General features: G+C 62.0%; 14 protein-coding genes and 1 pseudogene. 6 read left to right on the top strand and 9 right to left on the bottom strand.

From position 1 onward, the window contains the following. Nucleotides 1-237: pseudogene (locus HB393_RS24135) on the top strand (PepSY domain-containing protein); the annotation flags it as partial. A gap of 45 nt (nt 238-282) precedes the next feature. Here HB393_RS24135 and nadB read toward each other — a convergent pair. After that, complete coding sequence (gene nadB, locus HB393_RS24130) at nt 283-1,869, bottom strand: L-aspartate oxidase (protein WP_213807783.1); 1,587 nt, start codon at nt 1,867-1,869, stop codon at nt 283-285. A gap of 56 nt (nt 1,870-1,925) precedes the next feature. Here nadB and aroB point away from each other — a divergent pair, with 56 nt between their 5' ends. From aroB to HB393_RS24115, 3 genes are all read left to right on the top strand, one after another. Then, nucleotides 1,926-3,071, top strand: a complete 1,146-nt coding sequence (aroB, locus tag HB393_RS24125; RefSeq protein ID WP_213807782.1) for a 3-dehydroquinate synthase — start codon at nt 1,926-1,928, stop codon at nt 3,069-3,071. Continuing rightward, nucleotides 3,068-3,847, top strand: a complete 780-nt coding sequence (locus tag HB393_RS24120; protein WP_213807781.1) for a ubiquinone/menaquinone biosynthesis methyltransferase — start codon at nt 3,068-3,070, stop codon at nt 3,845-3,847. The genes aroB and HB393_RS24120 overlap by 4 nt, the downstream gene beginning before the upstream one ends. Before the next feature lie 104 nt (nt 3,848-3,951). Then, nucleotides 3,952-5,436 carry a cation diffusion facilitator family transporter gene (locus tag HB393_RS24115; RefSeq protein WP_213807780.1) on the top strand — a complete coding sequence of 495 codons (1,485 nt, stop codon included), beginning with the start codon at nt 3,952-3,954 and terminating at the stop codon, nt 5,434-5,436. 17 nt (nt 5,437-5,453) lie between these two features. Here the strand turns inward: HB393_RS24115 and HB393_RS24110 are convergent, their stop codons facing one another. Next, nucleotides 5,454-6,995 (bottom strand): hypothetical protein, encoded by a 1,542-nt coding sequence (locus HB393_RS24110; protein ID WP_213807779.1) that lies wholly within the window; start codon nt 6,993-6,995, stop codon nt 5,454-5,456. Between the two features lie 289 nt (nt 6,996-7,284). On the opposite strand from HB393_RS24110, the gene HB393_RS24105 reads away from it, so the two are divergent. Then, nucleotides 7,285-8,163, top strand: a complete 879-nt coding sequence (locus HB393_RS24105; RefSeq protein WP_213807778.1) for a PASTA domain-containing protein — start codon at nt 7,285-7,287, stop codon at nt 8,161-8,163. A 642-nt stretch (nt 8,164-8,805) separates the two neighbouring features. Here the strand turns inward: HB393_RS24105 and recA are convergent. Together recA and HB393_RS24095 are read right to left on the bottom strand one after the other, a co-directional pair. After that, the gene (gene recA, locus HB393_RS24100) at nt 8,806-9,873 is read right to left on the bottom strand and encodes a recombinase RecA (RefSeq protein WP_213807777.1); all 1,068 of its coding nucleotides are present in this window, start codon (nt 9,871-9,873) and stop codon (nt 8,806-8,808) included. A 74-nt stretch (nt 9,874-9,947) separates the two neighbouring features. After that, nucleotides 9,948-11,507 (bottom strand): FAD-dependent thymidylate synthase, encoded by a 1,560-nt coding sequence (locus HB393_RS24095; protein WP_213807776.1) that lies wholly within the window; start codon nt 11,505-11,507, stop codon nt 9,948-9,950. A gap of 173 nt (nt 11,508-11,680) precedes the next feature. On the opposite strand from HB393_RS24095, the gene fabG reads away from it, so the two are divergent. Beyond that, nucleotides 11,681-12,427: a 3-oxoacyl-[acyl-carrier-protein] reductase gene (gene fabG / locus HB393_RS24090; protein ID WP_213807775.1), complete on the top strand. Its 747-nt coding sequence runs from the start codon at nt 11,681-11,683 to the stop codon at nt 12,425-12,427. A 377-nt stretch (nt 12,428-12,804) separates the two neighbouring features. On the opposite strand, the gene HB393_RS24085 is transcribed toward fabG, so the two are convergent. From HB393_RS24085 to mreD, 5 genes are all read right to left on the bottom strand, one after another. Beyond that, on the bottom strand, nt 12,805-13,842 hold the full coding sequence (locus HB393_RS24085; RefSeq protein ID WP_213807774.1) for an outer membrane beta-barrel protein: 1,038 nt from the start codon (nt 13,840-13,842) through the stop codon (nt 12,805-12,807). 278 nt (nt 13,843-14,120) lie between these two features. Further along, the gene (locus HB393_RS24080) at nt 14,121-17,843 is read right to left on the bottom strand and encodes an Rne/Rng family ribonuclease (protein WP_213807773.1); all 3,723 of its coding nucleotides are present in this window, start codon (nt 17,841-17,843) and stop codon (nt 14,121-14,123) included. Nucleotides 17,844-18,418: 575 nt separating this feature from the next. After that, complete coding sequence (gene rodA / locus HB393_RS24075) at nt 18,419-19,519, bottom strand: rod shape-determining protein RodA (protein ID WP_213807772.1); 1,101 nt, start codon at nt 19,517-19,519, stop codon at nt 18,419-18,421. A gap of 15 nt (nt 19,520-19,534) precedes the next feature. Continuing rightward, nucleotides 19,535-21,478, bottom strand: a complete 1,944-nt coding sequence (mrdA, locus tag HB393_RS24070; RefSeq protein ID WP_213807771.1) for a penicillin-binding protein 2 — start codon at nt 21,476-21,478, stop codon at nt 19,535-19,537. Nucleotides 21,479-21,821: 343 nt separating this feature from the next. Further along, complete coding sequence (mreD, locus tag HB393_RS24065; RefSeq protein WP_213807770.1) at nt 21,822-22,346, bottom strand: rod shape-determining protein MreD; 525 nt, start codon at nt 22,344-22,346, stop codon at nt 21,822-21,824.

Raw genomic sequence — 22,346 nt, 5'->3', positions numbered from 1 at the left:
CCCCCCCCCCCGCGGCTCCGCCACCCCCCCCCCCCCCCCGCCGACCCCAACCCCCCACCCGCCAAAAAGAAGAACCTTTGGCCCATGAAGATCTTCTTCGCGCTCATCTCATTCAGCCTGCTGCTCTCCACCGTCACCGGACTCTACATGTCCTACAAGTACATCCGCAACAAGCGCCTGATCACGGCCAGCTTGATCGCAGGCATCGTCATCCCCATCCTTCTGACACTCTTCTAACCATCAACGACCAAAGCGGGGAGGAAGCCGTCAATCCTCACCGCATCAGGCTACAAACCGCAGCTCGCCCCGCATCATCACCGAGTGCAGCCCCACCGCATCCCGCTCCGGAAAATCATTCCGGAAGTGTGCTCCCCGGCTCTCCTCGCGCCCCAACGCCGCCGCCACGATCAACCCCGCCACCAGGTGCAGATTCCGAGCCTCCACCCCTCGCCGAAACATCCCCCTCGGCATCGTCACCGCCAACGCCTCCAGCCCCCTTTGCGCCCGCTCCAACCCGACCTTATCCCGCAACAATCCGGCATCCTTCCACATCAACGCCCTCAACTCCCCAATCCACCTCTCCGTAGCCGCCTCCCCCGTAACGCCCTGGTTACTGACCGCCGACTCCACCGCATCAGCCACCGCCAATCCCTCTGCCCCCCGAGCCCTCACCTCTGCACCCTGCGCAACCATCGCCTCTGCCGCCAGAGCCCCAAACACCAATCCCTCCAGCAGCGAGTTGCTCGCCAGCCGATTCGCCCCATGCACGCCGGTACAAGCCACCTCACCCGCCGCAAACAATCCCGGCAGAGACGTCCGCCCATGCACATCGGCCCGCACTCCCCCCATCAGATAGTGCGCCGCGGGCCGCACCGGAATCAGATCCCGCCCCAGCTCCAGCCGGTACCTCCCCAGAAACCTCGATATCCCCGGAAACCGCTCCGGCAGGTCGGATTTAACGTGCCGCATATCCAGGTAGACCTCGCCATCCATGCCCTCCCGCGTAATCGCCCGCGCCACCACATCCCGCGGAGCCAGCTCCAGCAGCGAATGATACCGCTCCATAAACCGCTCTCCGCGGGAGTTCACAAGCCACGCTCCCTCACCCCGCAACGCCTCGCTCATCAAAAACCGCGGAGCTCCCGCCATCGAAAACGCCGTCGGGTGGAATTGGTAGAACTCCATATCGCTCACCTCCGCCCCCGCCCGGTAAGCCATCGCAATCCCATCTCCCGTAGCCACCGCCGGATTGGTCGTATCGCTGTAGAGCTGCCCCGCCCCGCCGCTGGCCAGCAACACCGCCCTAGCGAGAACCACCCTTAAACCGCCCTCCCCATCCAGTAGCGTGGCGCCCATCACCCGTCCATCCTCCACCAGCAGGTCCACGGTCGTAGCCCACTCCAGCAACTCAATCCTCTCGATCTCCTTTACATGCCGCAGCAGCGAGACCGCGATCTCCCGCCCCGTCGCATCTCCATTCGCATGCAAAATCCGCGACAGGCTATGCGCCCCCTCCCGCGTCCTTAACAGCTCCCCCGCCGCCACACCACCCTCACCCTTCAAACTGCGGTCGAACCCCGTCCCCCACGCCAGCAGCTCCTCCACCCTCATCGCCCCCTGCTCCACCAGCACCTGGGCCGCCTCGCGATTCACCAGCCCGTCTCCGGCGTTCACCGTATCCTCCAGGTGCAGCCGGACATCCTCCACTCCCCCCATCGCCACCGCGATCCCACCCTGCGCATAAGCCGTGTTCGACTCCGCCAGCTCCTCCTTCGTCACCACCAGCACTTTGCCCGACTCGGCCAGCCGAATCGCCGCACTCAGGCCCGCAATTCCACCACCCACCACCAGAAAATCAACTCTGTCCATACACTCGATGCTACTACCTCATTCAGCGCAATCTACTGCGATACCATAGTCATACCGTGCCTTCCATCCCGATCAAAACGCCCTCCGCTACCTACGACGTCACCATCGGCTCCGGCCTCCTCCGCACCCTCTCCCAGCGCCTCACCCGCCTGAACCCCGGCAAACCCTTCCGCCCCTTCGTCGTCACCTCCCCGGAGATCTGGAAGCACTGGTCCAAACCCTTCCTCGCCTCCTTCCCCAAGACCGGCCCAGCAGCTCCCACCATCCTCCTCCACCCCACCGGAGAGCGCTTCAAACGCCTCGCCCAGGTCGAATCCCTCGCCCAGCAACTCGCCCTCGCCGGAGCCGACCGCGACGCCCTCCTCCTCGCCTTCGGTGGCGGAGTCATCGGCGACATCACCGGCTTCCTCGCCGCCATCTACATGCGCGGCATCCGTTACGTCCAACTCCCCACCACCCTCCTCGCCCAGGTCGACTCCTCCATCGGCGGCAAGACCGGCGTGAACCTCCTCGCCGGAAAAAACCTCGTCGGCAGCTTCAACCACCCCCAGGCCGTCCTCGCCGACACCGACCTCCTCCGCACCCTGCCCCCCGCCCAGCTCCGCGCCGGCCTGCAGGAGTCCATCAAAGCCGGAGTCATCTACGACGCCCGTCTCTTCACCTTCCTCGAAAAGAACTCCAAAGCCATCCTCGCCAAAAGGCCCACCAAAGAGTCCGAAGCCGCCCTCACCCGCGTCGTAGCCGCCAGCGTCCGCGTCAAAGCCGACGTCGTCAACCAGGACGAAAAAGAGCTCGGCCTCCGCATGATCCTCAACTTCGGCCACACCCTCGGTCACGCCATCGAGTCCGCCACCAACTACAAACAGCTCCTCCACGGCGAAGCCATCGGCTGGGGCTCCATCGCCGCCCTCCAGGTCGCCCTCGCCCGCAAAACCATCACCGCAGCCCAAGCCGACCGCATCACCGCGGCGATCCTCCAATACGGCCCCTTACCCCCCTTCAAGGCCACCGCCGACAAACTCGTCGCCCTCACCTACAGTGACAAGAAGAACCGCAGCGGCAAGCGCGCCTTCGTCCTGCCCACCGGCATAGGCTCCACCCAGATCATCTTCGACATCACCGACGCCGAGCTCCACGCCGCCGCCGAATCCATGCTCTCCCTCATGCGCAGCCAGACCGTCGCCTCCACCCGCAAACCATGACCCCCGCCATCAAACCCGAGCACGAACTCTCCACCGGAGCCCGCCCCACTGGCGTCACTCCGAGCGACGAGCAGGCCGCCGCCATCGCCGTCCAGCAGATGTTCGACACCATCGCTCCCACCTACGACCGCGCCAACCACATCCTCTCCGCCGGCCTCGACCGCTGGATGTGGTCCCGCGCCGCCCGCGCCTTCCGCCCGATCCTCCAGCGCCCCGAAGCCATCGCCCTCGACCTCTGCTGCGGCACCGGCGACATGACCCTCGCCCTCCAAAAGCACCGCCCAGTCACACCCACTTCAGCCCCCATCCTAGCCGTAGACTTCTCCCACCAGATGCTCTCCCGCGGAGCCGAAAAGTTCGCTCCCTACAACATCATCCCTATCGAAGCCGACGCCCTCCACCTCCCCCTGGCCTCCGGCTCCATCGACCTCGTCACCTCCGCCTTCGGCTTCCGCAACCTGGCCAACTACGAAGAGGGCCTCGCCGAGCTCCACCGCATCCTCCGCCCCGGCGGCCAGATCGGCATCCTGGAATGCAACCAGCCCGAAGGCCTCATCGGCGCACTCTACAACCTCTACTTCAAGGGAGTCCTTCCTCGCATCGGCGGCCTTATCTCAGGAGACTTCAGCGCCTACAGCTACCTCCCCGCCTCGGTCGAACGCTTCCCCCGTCCCCGCCGCATGCTCCAGCTCATCGCCGACGCGGGCTTCATCAACGCCACCTGGACCAGCTACACCCTCGGCACTGCCGGCCTCTACCGCGCCACCAAACCCTGACGCAAAGCGCCCCGTAAACCATATAGATCCGCCGTCTCAACGGCAGGTTCACCCATCCCCACCCGTAGCCTAGTACCATCGTCTCCATGAGTCCTCCGGCGACTATGACGCCCACACACGAGCCCGTCCCCGCCGCCCACGCAGAGAAACACTCCGCCGCGCTCTCGTCCGTCCTCGCCGCCTTCGCCATCACCCTGCTCAAGCTCCTCACCGGAATCCTCACCGGCTCCCTCGGCATGCTCTCCGAGGCCGCCCACTCCGGCGTCGACCTCTTCGCCGCCGCCATCACCCTCTTCTCCGTCCGCGTCTCCGACCGTCCCGCCGACGAGGACCACAACTACGGCCACGGAAAAATCGAGTCCCTCTCCGCCTTCGTCCAGACCGTCATCATGCTGGTCTCCTGCATCTGGATCGTCACCGAGGCCGTCCACCGCATCTTCTTCCGCCAGAACCTCGCTCTGTCCTTCTCCATCTGGCCCTTCCTCGTCATCCTCCTCTCCATCGCCGTCGACTACACTCGGTCCCGGAACCTCCACCGCGTCGCCTTGCAACACTCCAGCGAAGCCCTCGAAGCCGACGCCGTACACTTCAGCACCGACATCTGGTCCTCCGTCGCCGTCCTCCTCGGCCTAGCCGCCAGCGCAGCCGGAAAGCACTGGCACATCCCCGCGCTCGAGCTCGCCGACCCCATCGCCGCCCTCCTCGTCGCGGCAATCATCCTTCGCGTCAGCTATACTCTCGCCCGCCGCACCATCGACGCCCTCACCGACGCCACACCCGCCGCCTCCCAGTCCCGCCGCGAAATCATCCACGACCTCCTCGCCATCGACGGAGTCATCGCCGTTAACCGCCTCCGCACCCGCCGCTCCGGTCCCAGCTACTTCGCCGACGTCACCCTCGCCCTGCCCCGCAACCTCACCTTCCAGCGCACCGAGCAGATCACACTCGCCGCCACCGAGGCCGTCCAGCGCCACCTCCCCGAAGCCGATGTCATCGTCCACTCCGTCCCCACCGTCTCCCTCGCCGAGAGCATCCACGACCGCATCCGCGCCGTCGCCGCCCGCTCCAACCTCGCCATCCACGACGTCTCCGTCCAGCAGTACGACCACCGCCTCCACATCGAGCAGCACCTCGAAGTCGACGAGACCATGCCCCTCCGCGCCGCCCACGCTCTCGTCACCGAGCTAGAGTCCGACATCCGCCACGAGATCCCCGAGATCTCCACCATCCTCACCCACATCGAATCCGAACCCGCCACCATCGAGCGCCCCACCTCCCTCGAACGCGACCGCCAGCTCGAAGTCCGCCTCCGCCGCGTAGCCCACGCCTTCCCCGAGATCCTCGACATCCACGAAGTCCTCGTCACCCGCTCCGGCGATCCGGCCACCAGCAGCGGCGGCCCTATCGAGAGCCCCGCCCACAGCCCCGACCGCATCCAGGTCTCCTGCCACTGCACCTTGCCCGACGACCTCCCCATGGCCCGCGTCCACGCCATCATCACCGCACTCGAAAGCGCCTTCAAGCTAGACTCCCCCGAGGTCTCCCGCCTCCTCATCCACCCGGAACCCGCCACCGACAACCGCCGCTAGCTCCCCCAAAGCTCGCTTCAGCGTTGAAGCCCGCCACGCTTCCTCTCCAACACCAGCGACTCCTCCGGAGCGACCCCGTTATGCTCCCGCAACACCTGCGTAATCTCCGGGTAGAGAGGCGAATCGATTCGGACCAGCCAGCACTCGCGGTCTCCCTCCCCATAGCGCCAGTGCCTCCGCCGCCTGTAGAACTCCGATCCATACGAAGTAAGCCAGAGCTCATAATGCGTCGGATTCGCGCCGAGAGTTAAGTTGCGCGTCATATGCGGCCACCTGCGCTCGGTATATCCGGAAGACCAGGAAGATAACGCCACGCAACTCTCCGCATCGTCCGGATGGAAGACAACCAGATCCGGCTTCAGCCGTTCCACATCCTCTCGCTGGAAAAAATGATGCGCGAACTCTGGCGTATTGAGGCCCCAGGCATCGTACGTCGTCCAGCCGGAGAAATAGGGCAGAAAGCCAGCCTCCGACGTGAGGATCGTCCCGTGCTGCGGCATACGGTTAAACGCCTCGGCAATACTCTTGACCTCTGTGAACTGCCCATCCCGCAAGGTTCGGACCTCCCGGAACAAAGGCATCGCCAGGATCAGCAACCAGCCCAGGCACCCCAACCGGAGCACCACACTCTGGCGTCCTCGAAGTGCCTCCCAATTCACCGCGATAACAATCGCAGCCGCCAATGGCACGTAATAGAAGAACCGCGCCGCGACATTCTGGTCCAGCCGCATCGCCCAATAGAAGAGAGTCGGAAGCGCCAGAAGCGGCAACAGAAGCCAAAGATGCAGCGCTCGCCTTCGGAAGATCACCGGAGCAAGCAGCACGAGAGCGAAGAGAAGGAACATCCAGCTTTGATGGACCGATCGCAGAACAAAGATCCCAAGCGCTCGGTGCGTATCCGACTTCACCAGAAACGGAAGAGGAAAGAACTCATCAAAATATCTCCAGCGCCAAACGAAATACAGCATCCCCGGAAGAAGAAACAAACCTCCAATCGAAGAAGCACTCTTCCATCGCTGCGGCCACAGATAGAACAGAGACGCGAGCAACGGCACAGCGAACACAACGCCATCGGGCCGAAAGAGACAGAAGACGAACGCAGCCACCGACGCGAGCCCAGACCGCCCCCTCATCACAAAGAGCACCAGGGCGGTCAGCAGAACCGCATCCGGCAGAACCGCGAACCCCGCCGCGGCGGCAAGAATCTGCGGCACACAAGCAATCGCTCCCGTAACCGCAAGCAAGCGAGGCAACGAGAGACGAACTCCAGCCAGCTTGAGCAACAGCGCAGCCAGCAGCAACGCAGACACGACGTTTACACCCGCGGAGAACCACAGTGGCGACACACCCAACCGCATTCCGCCAGCAACCAGTACCATCCACGCGAAATCGGTAGCGCCCTCCACATGCGGACCATGCGCCAGGAACGTGATCGCTCCATGCTCCGCCAGGTTGCGGCTATACGAAAACAGGATGATGGAGTCTTCGGCGGGAAGAAAGAAAAACGGCACCAGCGCCAACGCAAGCAGCGCTATCAAGCCATACACTTTCAGCAGCACGATACAAACTCGGTCGAGAATCTGCATTTTGATTAAGGCGGAGATCCTTTGCCAAGACCATCTGTAATCAAGACAATCTGTAATTTCTTAATGTGTTGTACCTCTATCCTCCCACAAGCCCCTGGCTCCATCCCAACGAACTTCAAACCAGAACCTCACCGCGCGTACCCAAGGATGGCTCGGGCAACTGGCCGTGAGAAGCGTTGCACTTCAAGCACCGCGATTCATCCACCCAAACCTCCCCAAACCCTGGACCTTGTATCCTTGACCCAGAAATGAAGACCCAGAAATGAAGATCTCCACCATCAACCGTTTCTTCAACATCGCCTTCGGCGCTCTCGCGATGGTCGCCGTAGCGCTCTTATCCGCCTACCTCGCGATGCGCATCGCCATCCACGGCCGTGAGGTCGAGGTCCCCGCCCTCTCCGGCCTCACCCTCCCCGAGGCGGCAAAGAAAGCCACCGCCCTGGGCCTCCGCCTCAACATCGAAAGCCGCTTCTACTCCCCCGCCGTCGCGCCCGGCCTTATCCTCTCCCAATCTCCCGCCTCCGGCTCCGTCGTCCGACGCGAGTGGACCGTCCGCGTCGCCGAAAGCCTCGGCCCCCAGCAGGTCTCCATCCCCTCCCTGGTCGGCCAGGCCGAACGCCCCGCCACCATCGCCATCCGCCGCCTCGGCCTCGAGCTCGGCGCCATCGCCCACCTCCCCTCCCCCGGTCCCTCCGGCATCGTCCTGGCCCAAACCCCCAACCCCAGCACCAGCGGCGTCGACAGCCCCCGAGTCAGCCTCCTCCTCAGCGCTCCCCTCCCCGAACCCTCCTCAACCCCCAGAACCGCCCTCAACCCAGCAGAAGAGCCAGGCCCCTCCGTCGTCATGCCCTCCCTCGCTGGCCTCACCTTGTCCCAGGCCGTCGCCCGTACCTCCGCCGCCGGACTCCACATCGTCAGCGTCGAAGACCTAGCCACCCCACCCCTCACCCCAATCACCCCCACCGCTCCAACCTCCACCCCCACCTCCACCCCAGCCCCATCTTCAAGCCCGAGCCCAAGTCCAACAGCATCCTCCCCCACGACCCCACCCTCACCCGGCCTCGTAGTATCCCAATCCCCCCTAGCCGGCCACCAGATCCAACAAGGCGACCCCGTAAAGATCACCTTGGGCCACAACTAAAACCCAACCCTCAGACCGTCCAACAAAGCAGCACAATCCGGGTGCCCCACCTTTTTGCAGTCTCATCGCAAATAGGGTGGGGTATCGGGCAAAGCCGACCGCCTTCCTTCCATAACGCACCAAAGCCCAGGTGGAGAATCTCAGACCAAGGCCTCCCGTTTTCACCAACCCCAACAGCCCGGGTGCCCCCATCCTTCGCGCCTTTGCCTCTAGCGAAGGGTGGGATGTAAAACTTACCCCAGCTTTTTCTTAGCTCCAAAAACTCCGAAAACCCATCCGATAAATAATCGTTGCTTCTATCTCCCCAAAAACCCCAGCAAAATCACATGTCAAGTCCCAAAACAACCTAACCCAAACAAAACAAACCAAATAAAGTTGGCACTGGAGTTTTACCCAAACCCATAAAATAGAAATAGTAAGAAAAAATAAACGAAACACCCTAAGGAGGAAAGACCTAACTCGTTGCACCAGACATATTTGGACACAAGCCATTTCTTAACAGGAATTTAGCGGCGCCTCCAGCACGTAAGCGCATGAAATAAAACCGCTTACATGCAGGCAAGGGGGGGGACACCATCAAGAACGCAGAAACGCCGATGGCAAAGCCATCGGCGCACCGGTAATCCTGAAGATAAGGAAGAGCTACTTCTTAGCCTTGACGACATCCTTCGCCACAGCCTCGCCATTCGAAGGAGCAGGCGGAACCTCAGTCTCGGGCAGACCAGCGATGCCCAGCTTCTTCCTCAACTCCGCATCGACGCGAGCGAAGGTGTCCTTGTTCTCCTTGAGGAAGTTCCGGACATTCTCTCGTCCCTGCCCGATGCGCTCGCCCTGGTAGCTGTACCACGCGCCGCTCTTGTCTACGATGTTGTGAAGCACCGCCAGATCGAGCACATCGCCCTCGCGGGAGATGCCCTCGCCATACAGAATGTCGAACTCGGCATCGCGGAACGGAGCCGCCACCTTGTTCTTCACGATCTTTACCTTGGTCCGCGACCCGACGACGACGTCGCCATCCTTCACCGCGCCAATCCGGCGAATGTCGATGCGCACCGAGGAGTAAAATTTAAGCGCCTTGCCGCCGGTCGTCGTCTCAGGATTGCCGAACATTACGCCGATCTTGTCGCGAATCTGGTTGATGAAGATCAGACAGGTTCGGGACTTGGAGACCGTTCCAGTAAGCTTCCGCAGCGCTTGGCTCATCAGCCTCGCCTGCAAGCCCATGTGCGAGTCGCCCATCTCGCCGTCCAACTCGGCCTTCGGCACTAGTGCCGCAACCGAGTCGACCACGAGCACGTCGATCGCATTCGACCGCACCAGCGCCTCGACGATCTCAAGAGCCTGCTCGCCGTAATCCGGCTGGCTGACCAGCAGATTGTCGATGTCGACGCCCAGCTTCCCGGCGTACGCCGGATCAAGCGCATGCTCCGCGTCCACAAACGCTGCGAGGCCGCCAGCCTTCTGCGCCTCGGCGATGATCTGCAATGTGATGGTGGTCTTACCCGAGGATTCCGGTCCGAAGATCTCGATTACACGGCCTCGTGGAACTCCACCCACCCCAAGCGCTGCGTCAAAAGAGATCGAGCCGGTAGAAATGACCGAAATCGGGACCACATCCTTCGATCCCAAACGCATGATCGAACCCTTGCCAAACTGCTTTTCCAGCCCGGAAAGGGCCAGTTCTATCGCCTTCGAACGGTCATCTGCCACGAGTAGTTCTCCTCTACAAAGTCAAAGCGGATTCTAGCATCAAAAATATAAAAAGCAAAGAAAAAGCGAAATCGCTAACGCTTCAGCAAATCCACCGGATCGTTCACATCCTCAATCCGAAACAGCTTCGCCAGCGAAGGATGACGTTCTTGAACAGCCTTGAACATCTCCCAAGCAACTCGACGATAACTGAAGTGTCCTGCAACTCCGGATCGCAGCTCCGAGATATACAAAGCTTCCGCAAAGTCCATCTTGAACATCGCTCTGCAACGCGTTCCAAGTGGAAGACAATACTGAGCCGATTCCGCTGCTTCCACCTCTCCACAATCCCGAAGTTGACGATAAGCAGCGAACGACGCATTCATCGCAGCCTGATACTCCTCATCCAATCCTGCGACCGCAAGCGAAGGTTGTCCTGGACAAACAGGCTCTTCATAGCCATGAAGATCAGTAAAGTCCTGCAAGAGCTGAACGCAGCGGCGATGACGATGCATATCCCGAAATCCACCGATATCCATCAGGATGTCGAAGCGGAAGACATGACCAGCGCTGAAGCTGCGCAACAACTCATCGTGTTGTCCGCGATGCTTCGTTCCCAACTCGACCAACTCCGTAATCCGAGCAGCACTCAACGCAGCAACCTGACCGCGAAGCTGACGATACGAGAAGTGGCAATGCGGATAGAGCAGAGACGTTGCAAGCTCCACTTCGAGCAGTTCGTCGTCGTCGAGCAGGTCGACGACTGGCGCTGGATCGATCGTCTGTCCAGACATCAGTTCGGTTGCAGCAGCAGCTAGCTCGCTGCGACTGGTCGACTGATACGCGTTCGGTGTTGCGTACTTCACCAGCGTTGGTGCGGTCTTTACTGGCCGCAGGAGAATATCGCGGACTCGTTCGCCGCATTCTCCATCTACGGATTCGACTTCCTGGCAGAGAACGCGAGCTTCGTCGTGCTGGACGTTCCAGGCAGGTTCGCTCGCGGCTGCGCGGAGCTTCTCGCCGATCTGACGGATCTCGGCAAATGGACTGGTGAGAAGCCGCGAGATCTGCGTCTCGAGCGTTCGCGCGTTGACGATCTGTCCCAGCGAGGTGTTGGTTGCGAGCGGAAGAAGGTAACGAGCGACGTCGAAGGCTCTGGCTTTCAGCGTTCGTGTGTATGCTTCGTCCTTCATGGATTCGGGTTGTGGAATGGCTGCTTTGAGGGCTTCCAGCATTCCAGTGCTGATTCGGTTATAGCCAATGAACATCGCCTCGACTGCGGAGGTGAAGGCTTGTGTGTGACTTCCGAGATTCGGCGTGAACCAACCTGAGGTGCGGAAGTTCTGGTAACGTGTGGAGCGTTCTTGTCCATCCCAACGCTGCTCATCGACTAATGCGATCGCTGCGAGCAAGCTGAGGCGTTCGATGGCGAAGGGAATGTGAGCTAGATCCGCGATGGAGCGATGACCATATTGGAAGTAGAAGGTGTTCAGGAACTGTTCGGCGCGTTGTGAGCTGATCTCTGCGAGCGATTCCTTCATGGTGAGCGAGGAACGCGAGTATTTGGCCATTGCGTAAGCGAGAACTTCGGGATCTGCTCCGTGGATCGCGTAAACATCTGTCTCAGCGGATGAAAGCTTGTTTTCTTCTGGCATGGAACTCAGAATACTATCTCTGCAGCGAGTCATCTTTCGTTGCTACCATGTTGTTTATATTGAAGGATTTATTGGCATCCGGTGAAGGACGATGGAGTTTGCCGCGCGGTGGGTGGGCGGGGTTTTCAGGGTTTCGGTTCGTATAATTCGGTTGCAGGACATTTCGGAGGTTCATGAGCATTCTTAGTGGTCGTATTGCATTGGTTACCGGTGCGTCGCAAGGTATTGGACGGGCTTGCGCTCTGGAGTTGGCTCGGCAGGGCGCGACGGTCGCGCTGGCTGCGCGGAGCATGGAGAAGCTGAACGAGGTCGCGGCGGAGATCGCGGCCGCAGGCGGTTCGGCGCATCCGTTCGAGCTGGATGTGTCGAGCGAGGAGTCGATCAAGGCCGGAGCGAAGGCGGTGATCGCGCACTTCGGCAAGGTCGAGATCCTGGTGAACAACGCCGGAATCACGCGGGACATGCTGGCGCTGCGCATGAAGCGGAAGGATTGGGACGATGTGCTGACGACCAATCTGACTGGAGCATTTTTGATGACCCAGGCGGTGATGTCTTCGATGGTGAAGCAGCGCTGGGGGCGGATCATCAATATGACTTCCATCGTCGGCCAGGTGGGCCAGGGCGGTCAGTCCAACTATGCCGCCTCCAAGGCCGGGCTGATCGGAATGACCAAGTCGCTGGCGCGGGAGCTGGCGAGCCGTTCGATCACGGTGAACGCCGTATCCCCGGGATATATCGAGACCGCGATGACGACCGTTCTCACCGACGAGCAGAAGGCGGCCAATGCGGCGCACATCCCTATGGGACGTATCGGCCAGGATACCGAGGTCGCCTATGCCGTGGCGTTCCTCGCCTCGGAGGAGGCCGGGTACATCACCGGCCAGACGCTGGACGTCAATGGCGGGATGCACATGGGGTAACCCCACCCCCCTTGCCTGGGCGTAAGCCGTTTCGATTCTGCGGCTTACGTGGCTAGACCCCTACTAAAATCCTGCAAACAAATGGCTTACGGCCAAATATGTGCGGGAGTTGGGGTTAGGGGTTTCGGTTCCTTTCCAAGCTGTCGCATACAAAAAGAAGAGGTCCGGCTCGACAGCCGGACCTCTTCTTTTGATCTCTACTTCTATTTTACGAGATGGACCGAAACTAGAGTGCCACTTTTATTGCTTTTGTTTTGTGTTGCTTAGGTCAAACGAGGGCTTGACACGCGTTTTTTGCCGGTAAAAGCGCAAAACATAAATCTCATGCGGCCAAACCCTTCGTTTTCAGTGGTTTCTACACTGCCCTCTTACGTTGGCTACCAGCGGATTCCGAAGGTGATCGGAACGTATCCGGTGCGGTTGCTGTTGGCAGGAAAGGCGTTGAAGGCGGTACTGTTCGGCGGGGTGTTGTTGGCGTTGGTGCCGGTGAGAAAGCGCTGATCGTTATCCACGAAGACGTAGCGAGCTTCCATGTAGAGCTTCTCGTTGGCGAAGCGGGAGAGCTTGTAGGTGAGACCAAAGCCGCCGCTGAAGCCGGGAGCGTTGCTGGTGTATCTGTCGATGCTCTGGTCAGCCTGCACCTGGAAGCATTGACCGAAGAAGTTACAGCTAAGGGCGATGGTGGGAACGGTGAAGTCAGCAGTCTTGTGGTAGAAACCGACGCCGGCCACGACATAACCGCCTATTTTTTCGCGCTGGGCGAAGGTGTAGGTCGGATTGAGAGAGAACGACCAGACGTGGCTGTGACCGCCGAGTGAGCTGAGTCCGGCGTCGAGAGAGTTGTACAGCGCGAGCTGGTTGTTCAAGGTGCTGCTCTGGAAGCCGAAGTTATCCCAATCGAACTGGGCCATGACGCCGAACTTCTTGTTGAGGTTGTAGCCTGCGCCCACCTGAAACGCGTAGCTGGTGGCGAGGTACTTGGAGGTGTTCCCTACCGGAACGGTAAAGCCTGCACCGGCCATGAAGGCGAGCTTGTTGGACCCATCGGCGTTGTGGGTGCGGTCGGCGTAGCGGGGGCTGCCGTAGCGGCGGCGCGGAGGTGGCTGGCCGGGATCGGCGAAGTTAAGGCTCGCAGAGGCGTCGACGGGAGCGTCCGCAGCAGGGGTACCCAGATCCGAGGATACTGCGGAGCTGCTATAGGTGCTGGGTTCCGGCGCGCTGAGATCCAGCGGGGCAGCCAGCGAGGCTCGCAGGTCGAGGGAGGGCTGAGAGGCCGCCGGCGTGGTGGACTGCGCGGACAGCGTGACGGCACCGATGGCTGCGACGAAGGCCAAGGCCGCAGTACGGACCATCCAGGAGGTGGCGCGCGTCTTCGCACTGGCACCAGTATGGATCGTAGAGATCATCATTTGCATCGTGTATAGCTCCCTTATTACTGAGACTTATTGTTACAGAAACAATCCGTTCTCATTCGTCTGAACCCGGCTATCGCACTCTTGTTGTGGCAGAAGCGGAATGTCATGTTTGCTGGATCTGATGCTCTTTGACACGCCCGGTCCAAAGGTAAGACGCAGGAAGCGGAGGTTTGGATCGCCAGAGTTTCCGGTGGATGGAGTGGCACAAATAGAACGGGCACCCTGTGGAAACAGGATGCCCGAAATGGGATTCGGCCTCGCCGCCGAACAGGGACGATTTAGTGAATGTCGAACTGTTCCGGATGAAGGGCGGGATCGGACTTGACCAGGATGGTCTTGCCCACCATCTCCTCCATCTCCTGAAGCCAACGGGAGCTGGTGGATTTGAGAGCCTTGACGACCTCGGGGTGGACGCGCAGCATGACGTCGCCACGGTCGAGATGCTTGTTCATCTTGCGCATCTCGATGTAGATGTCGTTACAGACGGTGATGGGCGATTTGACCATGCCGGTGCCGACGCAGACGTTGCAGGTGGTGGAGAGGGTACGCTCCAACGACTGCTTGACGCGCTTGCGGGTGATGGCGACCAGACCAAAGTCATTGAACTGCAGAACCTTGGATGGGGCACGGTCGGACTTTAACTCTTCTTCGAGCGCGGCCATGACGCGGTTGCGGTTCTTGCGCTCGTCCATGTCGATGAAGTCGATGATGATGATTCCGCCGAGGTCGCGCAGACGGATCTGGCGAACGATCTCAGGGATGGCATCGAGGTTGGTCTTGACGATGGTGTCTTCGAGGCGAGCGGTCTTGCCGACGAACTTGCCGGTATTGATGTCGATCGCGACGAGGGCCTCTGTCTGGTTAATGACAATGGAGCCGCCGGACTTGAGCCATACCTTGCTGCGTAGGGCCTTGTTGATCTCCTCGGTGATGCCGAACTGCTCGAAGAGTGGGGTCTCCTTGGTGTAGAGCTTGACGCGGCGGATGAGCGAGGGCTGGAAGCGCTGCAGGAAGCGCAGGATGCGCTCGTAGTCGGTCTCGGTGTCGACCCAAATGGCGGAGAAGTTGTCCGTGACCTGATCGCGCAGGATGCGCTCGACGAGGTTGAGGTCGTGGTAGATGAGCGCGGGCGACTTGGAGGACTCGGAGCGGGTCTTGATGTCGGCCCACAGGTTGAGGAGGAAGCGGAGGTCGGAGCGGAGCTCCTCTTCGCTGGCCCCGGAGGCGGCGGTGCGAACGATGAAGCCGCCGGAGGCTTCGCCCTTCTCGGAGAGGAGAATCTCCTTGAGGCGGCGGCGCTCGGCGTCGGACTCGATCTTGCGGGAGACGCCGGTGTGGTTGACGGTGGGCATGAAGACCAGGAAGCGGCCGGGAAGGGCGATGTGCGAGGTGATGCGCGCACCCTTCTTGGCGATGGGCTCCTTGGCGATCTGGACGAGGACCTCCTGGCCGGGCTTCAGCAGATCGCTGATGGCGGGCAGGTTGGTGGACTGCATGGACTGACGTCCACGGCCTCCGCTGCGCTCGCGGTCGCCTGCGCCGCCGGTATTGCGGCTGCGGTCTCGGTCGCGGCCATCGCGGCGTCCGTCTCTACGACCGTCGCGACGACCACCTTCACGGCGGCGGCTGCGGTCTCCGTCGCGGGCGGGCGAGGCGGGAGATGCCACGGAGTCGACGCCTTCGGCGCGGCTCTCGGAGGGAGCGAACATCTCTTCGGTGAAGCCGCCTGCGTCGGAGCGGAAGGCTGGCTCGGAGTCGGACTCTTCTTCTTCGTAAGACTCGGAGTCGCGAGAGGACTCAGCTTCGACCTCTTCGGAGTCGGACTCGAGATGATCGTCTACGGAGTCCTCTTCTTCGAAGTCTTCGTAGTCGTCTTCCTCGTCGAGATCGGACTCCGCTTCTACGTCGGCGGGACGGGTGATCTGGTCGATGGACATCTCGCGGATCATGGTGCCGAGATCGGCTGCGCCTTCAAGGGTCTCCTCTTCGTCGAGGTCGTCCAGCTCTTCGATGGAGCTGGCATGGAGGGCTTCGATGTTCTCGTCTTCGACGAACTCTTCCTCTTCGACGACGCCCTCGCCGATCTCATAGACGGAGGCCGGGGCCTCGTACTCCTGCGTGGCGGGAGTGAGGATAGCGGTCTCGTGGAGGATGGGGTCGGCTGGCTGGTGAAGGTCCTGAGCCGCGGCGACTGGCGGCTCGATGGCGGGAGGAGCGGAGATCATCTCGCCGGTGGACTGGAGGTTGGTTACGTCGTGCGCTGGGACGGTCTCCTGCGAAGCGGGCTGCTGCCAGTCCCAGACGTCCGCTGCGGCCTGGAGCGAAGCTACGGGCTGGTCGGGAGCGGGCGTGATGGTGTGGACGGGGCTGGACTCGATGGGCTGAGCGTCGAACGACACGGTCTCGATGGGCTCGGCTACGACCGGTTCGGCAGCGATTACTTCGACTGGAGCGGACTCGACGGCGGCCTCGGGCTCCGGCTCGAGGACGGGCGCGCTTTGGCGAAACTCGCTCTGGGCGATGGGGTCGATACGGTAGGAGGCGGAGGCTTCGGTGGGCTCGTACTCGACGGGCGCTACCGGAACTGGCGGGGCGACGGGAGCGGGGTTGCGAAGCTCAGCGCGGCTCTCGGTGCGGTGTTCGGCGCGTGGTTCGTGACGGCTATCTTGGCGGCTCGGTTCCGAGCGGCGGTGGCGGGAGAGGGTCTCTCCGGGGAGGATCGAGCCACCGTCCCAGTCGGCCGAGACGGTGAAGCCGGAGGCCGTGGGGAGGAGGATGGTGTCCGGGGTGAAGGCTGGCTTGGCTGCGGGGGTCTCTTCGCCGCCCTTGCGGTACTTGGAGAGCGACTCGCCCGGCAGGATGATGGGCTCGCCCGCGGGTGCATCCGGAGCGTCGCCGTAGGAGGACTGACCATAGGCGGGGGCGTTTTCGACGCCGTAGAGGGAGGCCTTGGGGGCGAAGCCGCGAGGGACGCGGGGAGCACGGTCGTCGGTGCGCGGGGCGCGCTCGTCGGGACGGCCACCACGGTCACGGCCTCCGCGATCGCCGCGGTTGCGGCCACCACGGTCTCCACGACCACCACGGTCGCGGTCGCGGCGAGGCTGATCGGCGCGGACGTCGGAGCCGGGCTGAGACGGCTGGCCGTAGGCGGAGTCGATGGGAGCGGTGTTGCGTGGAGCTGCAGCTACGGGTGGCGCGGCTGTGGCGTCGAGATCGACGTCGTCGGAGTCGAAGTCCACTTCGTAGTCGGGTGGGGCGGAGCTTAGGACTGCTTCAGGAGCCTGATTCGGCGAGGCGCTTCGGACCTGCGGCGACTCGTCGCGCTGGCCTGGGCCACGTCCGCGGCGGCGGCCACGACGACCACGCCAGCGGCGGCTGCCATCGGCACCGGGTGCGCCTTCGCCGAGGTCGGCGGAGTCGAGGCGATCGGGGAGAGGCGCCTCGGAGTCGGAGGTGAAGCTGGGCTGGCGGCTGAAGTCGACTTCGCCGGTCTCGAAGGTGCTCTCGGTGGAAACGGGAGCGGGAAGGCCGTCGGGACGGGGCTGGCGATCGCGGTTTCCGTTGCGGTTCCGGTCGCGGCGGCCACGGCCTCCGCGGTCACGGCCGTTGCGGTCGCCGGCGGGGCGGTCGGTACGGGCGGCAGGCTCGTCGGTGGCTTCGAGGGTAGAAGCCTCGGGGGTGGGGAGGGCGGCTTGATTGCGATCGCGGCCTCCGTCGCGGCGGCCACGGCCTTCGGCGCTGCCGGAGGTGTCGAAGTCGGCGGAGTCGCCGGCTTCTTCCATAAAGTCGGTGATGTAGAGGAAGGCGTCGCGCTCGAGGCCGATGTCCACGAAGGAGGACTGCATACCGGGAAGGACGCGGGTTACTTTCCCGTTGTAGATGGATCCGGCGAGGGTGTATTCGTTCTCGCGCTCGTAGTAGATCTCGGTGAGGGCATCGTTTTCGACGATGGCGAGCCGGGTCTCGTGCGGCGTGCTGGAGATATAAATTTCTTTCGACATTTGCTCTGCTCTTTCTGCCCGGACCCCGGTTGGAGGGTTTGCCGGACGGCAGACGAGACAGAGACGGATCGGAAGCTGCGCCTATCGGCTAATTAATCTTGCTGCATAACTGATAGGTTGTGCTGCTCACCGCGGGTGCGGACAGGAGGAGGGATGCGGAAGCTGCGTGGACTCCGAATCCGGCAGCCGCGAGGCGGTGCTGGACGAGCTGTGCCCTGAACACGCTCCGAGAGGAACGGGACGGGACGAAACTTTGGAGATCGGGGACACGCGGGGGTGCTTCGAGCGATCGCAGAGCAGCGGACTTTGTGGCCAGAACAACCTCAGTCATTTGAGGCGGGGCCGTTTGCCATCCGGTTGCGATCATATTTCCCTGAAACCTGTCCGGCCAACGGATCGATGTCTCTGCCTGGCCGGCCTTTTCTTCTAAAAAGTCTTTTGTTCCGCTGCCGGCGCCTTGCGCCAAAGGGAGCGGGTAAATCTGCTGGACGGCATCTGGCCGCTCAGGTTCATTCTAGTATTGCACCAAATCTGCTGCAGGAGGGACGACAAGGCCCGCCGGAGTCGCAGAAATGTCAGTTCACAAACCGGCGCATACGGACGTTCATAACAATCCCGAGCGCGAGGAAGGTGAAGAGAATCGACGATCCGCCGTAACTCATGAGCGGAAGGGGGATTCCCGTGACCGGCATCAGCCCGACGACCATACCCACGTTGACCGCAATCTGAAAGACGATGACGGCCACGACGCCCATGATAATGAAGGCTCCGGGTAGATCGGAGGCTGTTTGAGCGTTCTGAATCAAACGCATCAATATTAACAAGTATAGCAGGAGGACTCCGACGGCCCCTACGAAGCCGTGCTCCTCGCAGAAGGCGGCGAAGATGAAGTCGGTGTAGGGGATGGGGAGGAAGTCACCCTGGGTCTGGGTTCCGCGGTTGGTTCCCTTGCCCCAGACTCCTCCGGAGCCGACGGCGATGAGGGATTGGCGGATCTGGTAGCCGGAGCCCTTGGGGTCGGAGTCGGGGTCGAGGAAGGCGGTGATGCGGGCCTGCTGGTAGGGCTTGAGGCGCTTTCCGCTCTTCCAGGCGATGCCGCCGACGAGGATCAGGACGAGGAGGATGATTCCGGCCTGCCGGATTTTGAGGCCACCGAGGAAGAGTCCGGCGATGAGGATGGGGAGGTAGGTGAGGGTGGTGCCGAGGTCCGGCTGGATGAGGACGAGGGCCATGGGAATGCCTACGAGGAGGCAGGCCTTGGCGATGTCCTTCCAGGAGAGGTCGTGTCCGGCGAGGGACCAGAAGTAGCGGGCGATGGCGATGATGAGGACGAGCTTGACCCACTCGGAGGGCTGGAAGTGGACTCCGCCGCCTAGGTTGATCCAACGGCGGGCGCCGAGGACTTTGGAGCCTACGATCTTGACGGCGACCAGAGCGACGATGCTGATGCCGTAGGCGTAGGGGGAGATGTCGACCAGGCGGTGGTAGTCGATGAGGGAGATGACGAACATCAGGACCAGGCCGGTGAGCAGGAAGAGGATCTGCTTCTGCTCGAAGCCGTGGAACTTGGTGTGGAGGGTGGCGGACTTGATCTCAAAGACGGAGATGAGGGAGAGCACCAGGACGAAGCCGAGCAGGATCCAGTCGAAGTCGCGATAGGAGGAGAGGCGGGTCATGGGTCTCTGTCCAGTCTAGTTTGGCTGTGGAGATTTGGGCTGGGCAGCGGGAGTGGTGGGAGCGACTGGATCGATCAGAGCGGTGGTGACCGCGGAGGGCGGCGTCGCGGCGATGTGGAGGTTGTTCTGGCGCTTGCGTTGCTTCTCGACGAAGGTATTGATGATAGTGGAGGCGAGCCGGGCAGAGTTGTTGCCCCAGTAGCCGTGCTCCCAGAGGACGGCTACGACGATGTCGGGATTACGCCGGGGGGTCATTCCCACGAACCAGGCGTTGGGCAATGTGGCCTTGTTGGAGCTGTTTTTTTCGCGACCGGAGACGAGGTCGGCGGTGCCGGTCTTCCCAGCGAAGTCGATGCCGTCGAGGTGGGCGGCGTAGGCCGTGCCGATGGGCGAGGAGGTTACGGCGTACATGGCGTCGGTGATGATCTGCCAGTTTTCAGGCGTCAGCGGAATGGTCTTCTCGCCGGAGCCGGGGAAGGTCTCCTGGACCGACCGCAACTGTTCGGCGGAGATCTCATCCGGGAAGACGACGTGAGGGCGGCGGAGAACTCCCCCGGAGGCTATTCCGGATAGCGCCCGGGCGAGTTGGATGGGAGTCGCGGTGACGGCCCCCTGGCCGATTCCAACCGAGATGGCTTCACCCGCGTACCACTTTTCGTGCTGGGTCTTGAGCTTCCAGGCGGTGGAGGGCATGGTTCCGGAGACCTCGTCGGGGAGGTCGATTCCGGTCTTCTGCGAGAGTCCGAGAGAGGTGGCGTACTTGGCGATGGTATCGATGCCCAGGCGGTTGGCGAGGGTGTAGTAGAAGGTGTCGCAGGAGTATGGGATGGCGTTGTTGATGTCGACCATGCCGTGATTCTTGTCGCAGTGGTAGAGGTGCCCGTAGAAGGTAGCGCCTCCATTGCAGGGGATATGCATGGTCTGGGCGACGCCTTCCTGAAGGCCGGCGACGGACATGATGATCTTGAAGGTGGAGCCGGGGGCCAGTTGGGCCTGGATGGCCTTGTTGAGCAGCGGGTGATCGGGGTTGGAGAGGATCTCGTTCCAATAGCTGCGGGTGAGGCGGACGGAGAACTGGTTGGGGTCGAAGGTGGGGCGGGAGGCGAGGGCGAGGATCTCGCCGGTGTGGGGGTCCATGGCGACGATGGCGCCGGTCTTGCCTTCGAGGGCCTTTTCGGCGGCCATCTGGATGTCGAGGTCGATGGTGAGCTTGAGGTCCTGACCGGGAACGGCGAGAGTCTGGCCGAGGTGACCGACCTCCTTGCCGTGGGAGTTGACGATGACGTCGCGGGAGCCGTCGGTGCCGCGAAGGAGAGCATCGTAGGTCTGCTCGACGCCAGAGCGTCCGACGACGTCGCCGGGCTGGTAGAAGGCGTAGCGGGAGTCGTTGTTGAGCATCTGCTCGGAGACCTCACCGACGTAGCCGATGAGGTGGGCGGCGAAGCCGTCGCGGGGGTAGAGGCGGCGCTGTTCGTCGAGGGTCTCGAGCTCAGGGAGCTCGTTACGGTGGGCCTCGATGAAGGCCTGCTCGTCGGGGGTGATGTCCTGCTTGAGGGGGATGGGCTGGTACTTGGGGGCGGCCTGAAAGCGATGGAGGGTGGCGTTGATCTGGTCTACGGGGATGTGCAGGCCGCGGGAGATCATGGGGATGTCGGCGCTGAGGTCCTTGACCTGTTCGCGCAGGAGATAGCAGGTGACGGAGGGGTAGTTGTCTACCAGAAGGCGGCCTTCGCGGTCGAAGAGGCGTCCACGGGGGGCAAGGACGGGGACCTTGCGGATGCGGTTGGCTTCGGCGAGGACGCGGTAGCCGTCGGCTCCGACGATCTGGAGACGCCAGAGTCCGATGAGGAGCACGGCGAGGATCAGCGCGACGATGTACTGGGCGATGTGAAGCTTGGCTGGGGAGAGCTTCTCTTCGCGATTGAGGTTGCCGGTTTCGGAGTTCTGCGGGAGATCCATGCTGATGCCTAGTCTATTCGTGTTCGGTTGTTTCTTCGATGTATAGGGTAGGACGAATATTGTTTGCCATTGGTATTGGCTGGATCTTTGAGTGATCGCTTTATTGTTATTGTCGAGTGTTTTTTCCTACTTCGTGGCTGCGGTTTATACCGGGGCGGTTGGGCTGGGGGAGGAGAACGGTCGGGCTTTGCCCGATACCCCACCCTATCCGACGATGAGACTGCCGGAAAGGATGGGGCACCCGCATTGTGCTGCTTCGCTGGTTTTAAAGTCGTACTTCCCACCCTTCGCAAACTACGCGAAGGATGGGGCACCCGGGCAGTTTTAGGTGGGGGACATAGGGCTATTCGGTGCGTTTGGCGTTGTCCAGGAGGAGGAAGACGGGGATGGCGATGAGGGTGTTGGCTACGGCGCGGAGGAGCTCGTGGATCCAGAGGAGGTGGAAGTCTGGTTGGCCGATGAGGCGGCGGTTGATGAGGAAGAGCAGGATGCTGTTGAGGATGGAGAAGCCGAAGTTCATGAGGACGCGGGTGGAGAGGTTCTCTACGTCGATCTGGACGCCGATACTGGCAGCCGCGTAGCCGATGACGGTCTTGGCGATGCCGTTGATGCCGATGGGCTGGTTGGTGAGGGCGTCCTGGAGCAGACCGATGATGGATCCGGTGAGGGCTCCGGCGATGGGGGAGCGACGGGAGACGGCGAAGAAGATGGTGACGATGAGCGGGAGATCGAAGATGGCGAAGCGAGGAAAGGGCCTGGAGACCAGAGCCTGCAGGATGATAGCGGCGACCGGGACCAGCAGAGACACGGCGGGGTGGAAGCTGTGCTCTTCGAGTTCGCGGCGGGAGGTGTAGCTGCGGATGGCCAT

This window comes from Granulicella sp. dw_53, assembly GCF_018449545.1.
Taxonomy (GTDB): Bacteria; Acidobacteriota; Terriglobia; order Terriglobales; family Acidobacteriaceae; genus Edaphobacter.
This window is presented reverse-complemented; position numbering and strand designations above follow the sequence as displayed.

Coding starts and splice junctions, on each gene's coding strand:
- nadB (WP_213807783.1), bottom strand. CDS start 1,869: ATGGACAGAGTTGATTTTCTGGTGGTGGGTGGTGGAATTGCGGGCCTG.
- HB393_RS24120 (WP_213807781.1), top strand. CDS start 3,068: ATGACCCCCGCCATCAAACCCGAGCACGAACTCTCCACCGGAGCCCGC.
- HB393_RS24115 (WP_213807780.1), top strand. CDS start 3,952: ATGACGCCCACACACGAGCCCGTCCCCGCCGCCCACGCAGAGAAACAC.
- HB393_RS24105 (WP_213807778.1), top strand. CDS start 7,285: ATGAAGATCTCCACCATCAACCGTTTCTTCAACATCGCCTTCGGCGCT.
- HB393_RS24095 (WP_213807776.1), bottom strand. CDS start 11,507: ATGCCAGAAGAAAACAAGCTTTCATCCGCTGAGACAGATGTTTACGCG.
- fabG (WP_213807775.1), top strand. CDS start 11,681: ATGAGCATTCTTAGTGGTCGTATTGCATTGGTTACCGGTGCGTCGCAA.
- HB393_RS24085 (WP_213807774.1), bottom strand. CDS start 13,842: ATGCAAATGATGATCTCTACGATCCATACTGGTGCCAGTGCGAAGACG.
- HB393_RS24080 (WP_213807773.1), bottom strand. CDS start 17,843: ATGTCGAAAGAAATTTATATCTCCAGCACGCCGCACGAGACCCGGCTC.
- rodA (WP_213807772.1), bottom strand. CDS start 19,519: ATGACCCGCCTCTCCTCCTATCGCGACTTCGACTGGATCCTGCTCGGC.
- mrdA (WP_213807771.1), bottom strand. CDS start 21,478: ATGGATCTCCCGCAGAACTCCGAAACCGGCAACCTCAATCGCGAAGAG.
- mreD (WP_213807770.1), bottom strand. CDS start 22,346: ATGGCCATCCGCAGCTACACCTCCCGCCGCGAACTCGAAGAGCACAGC.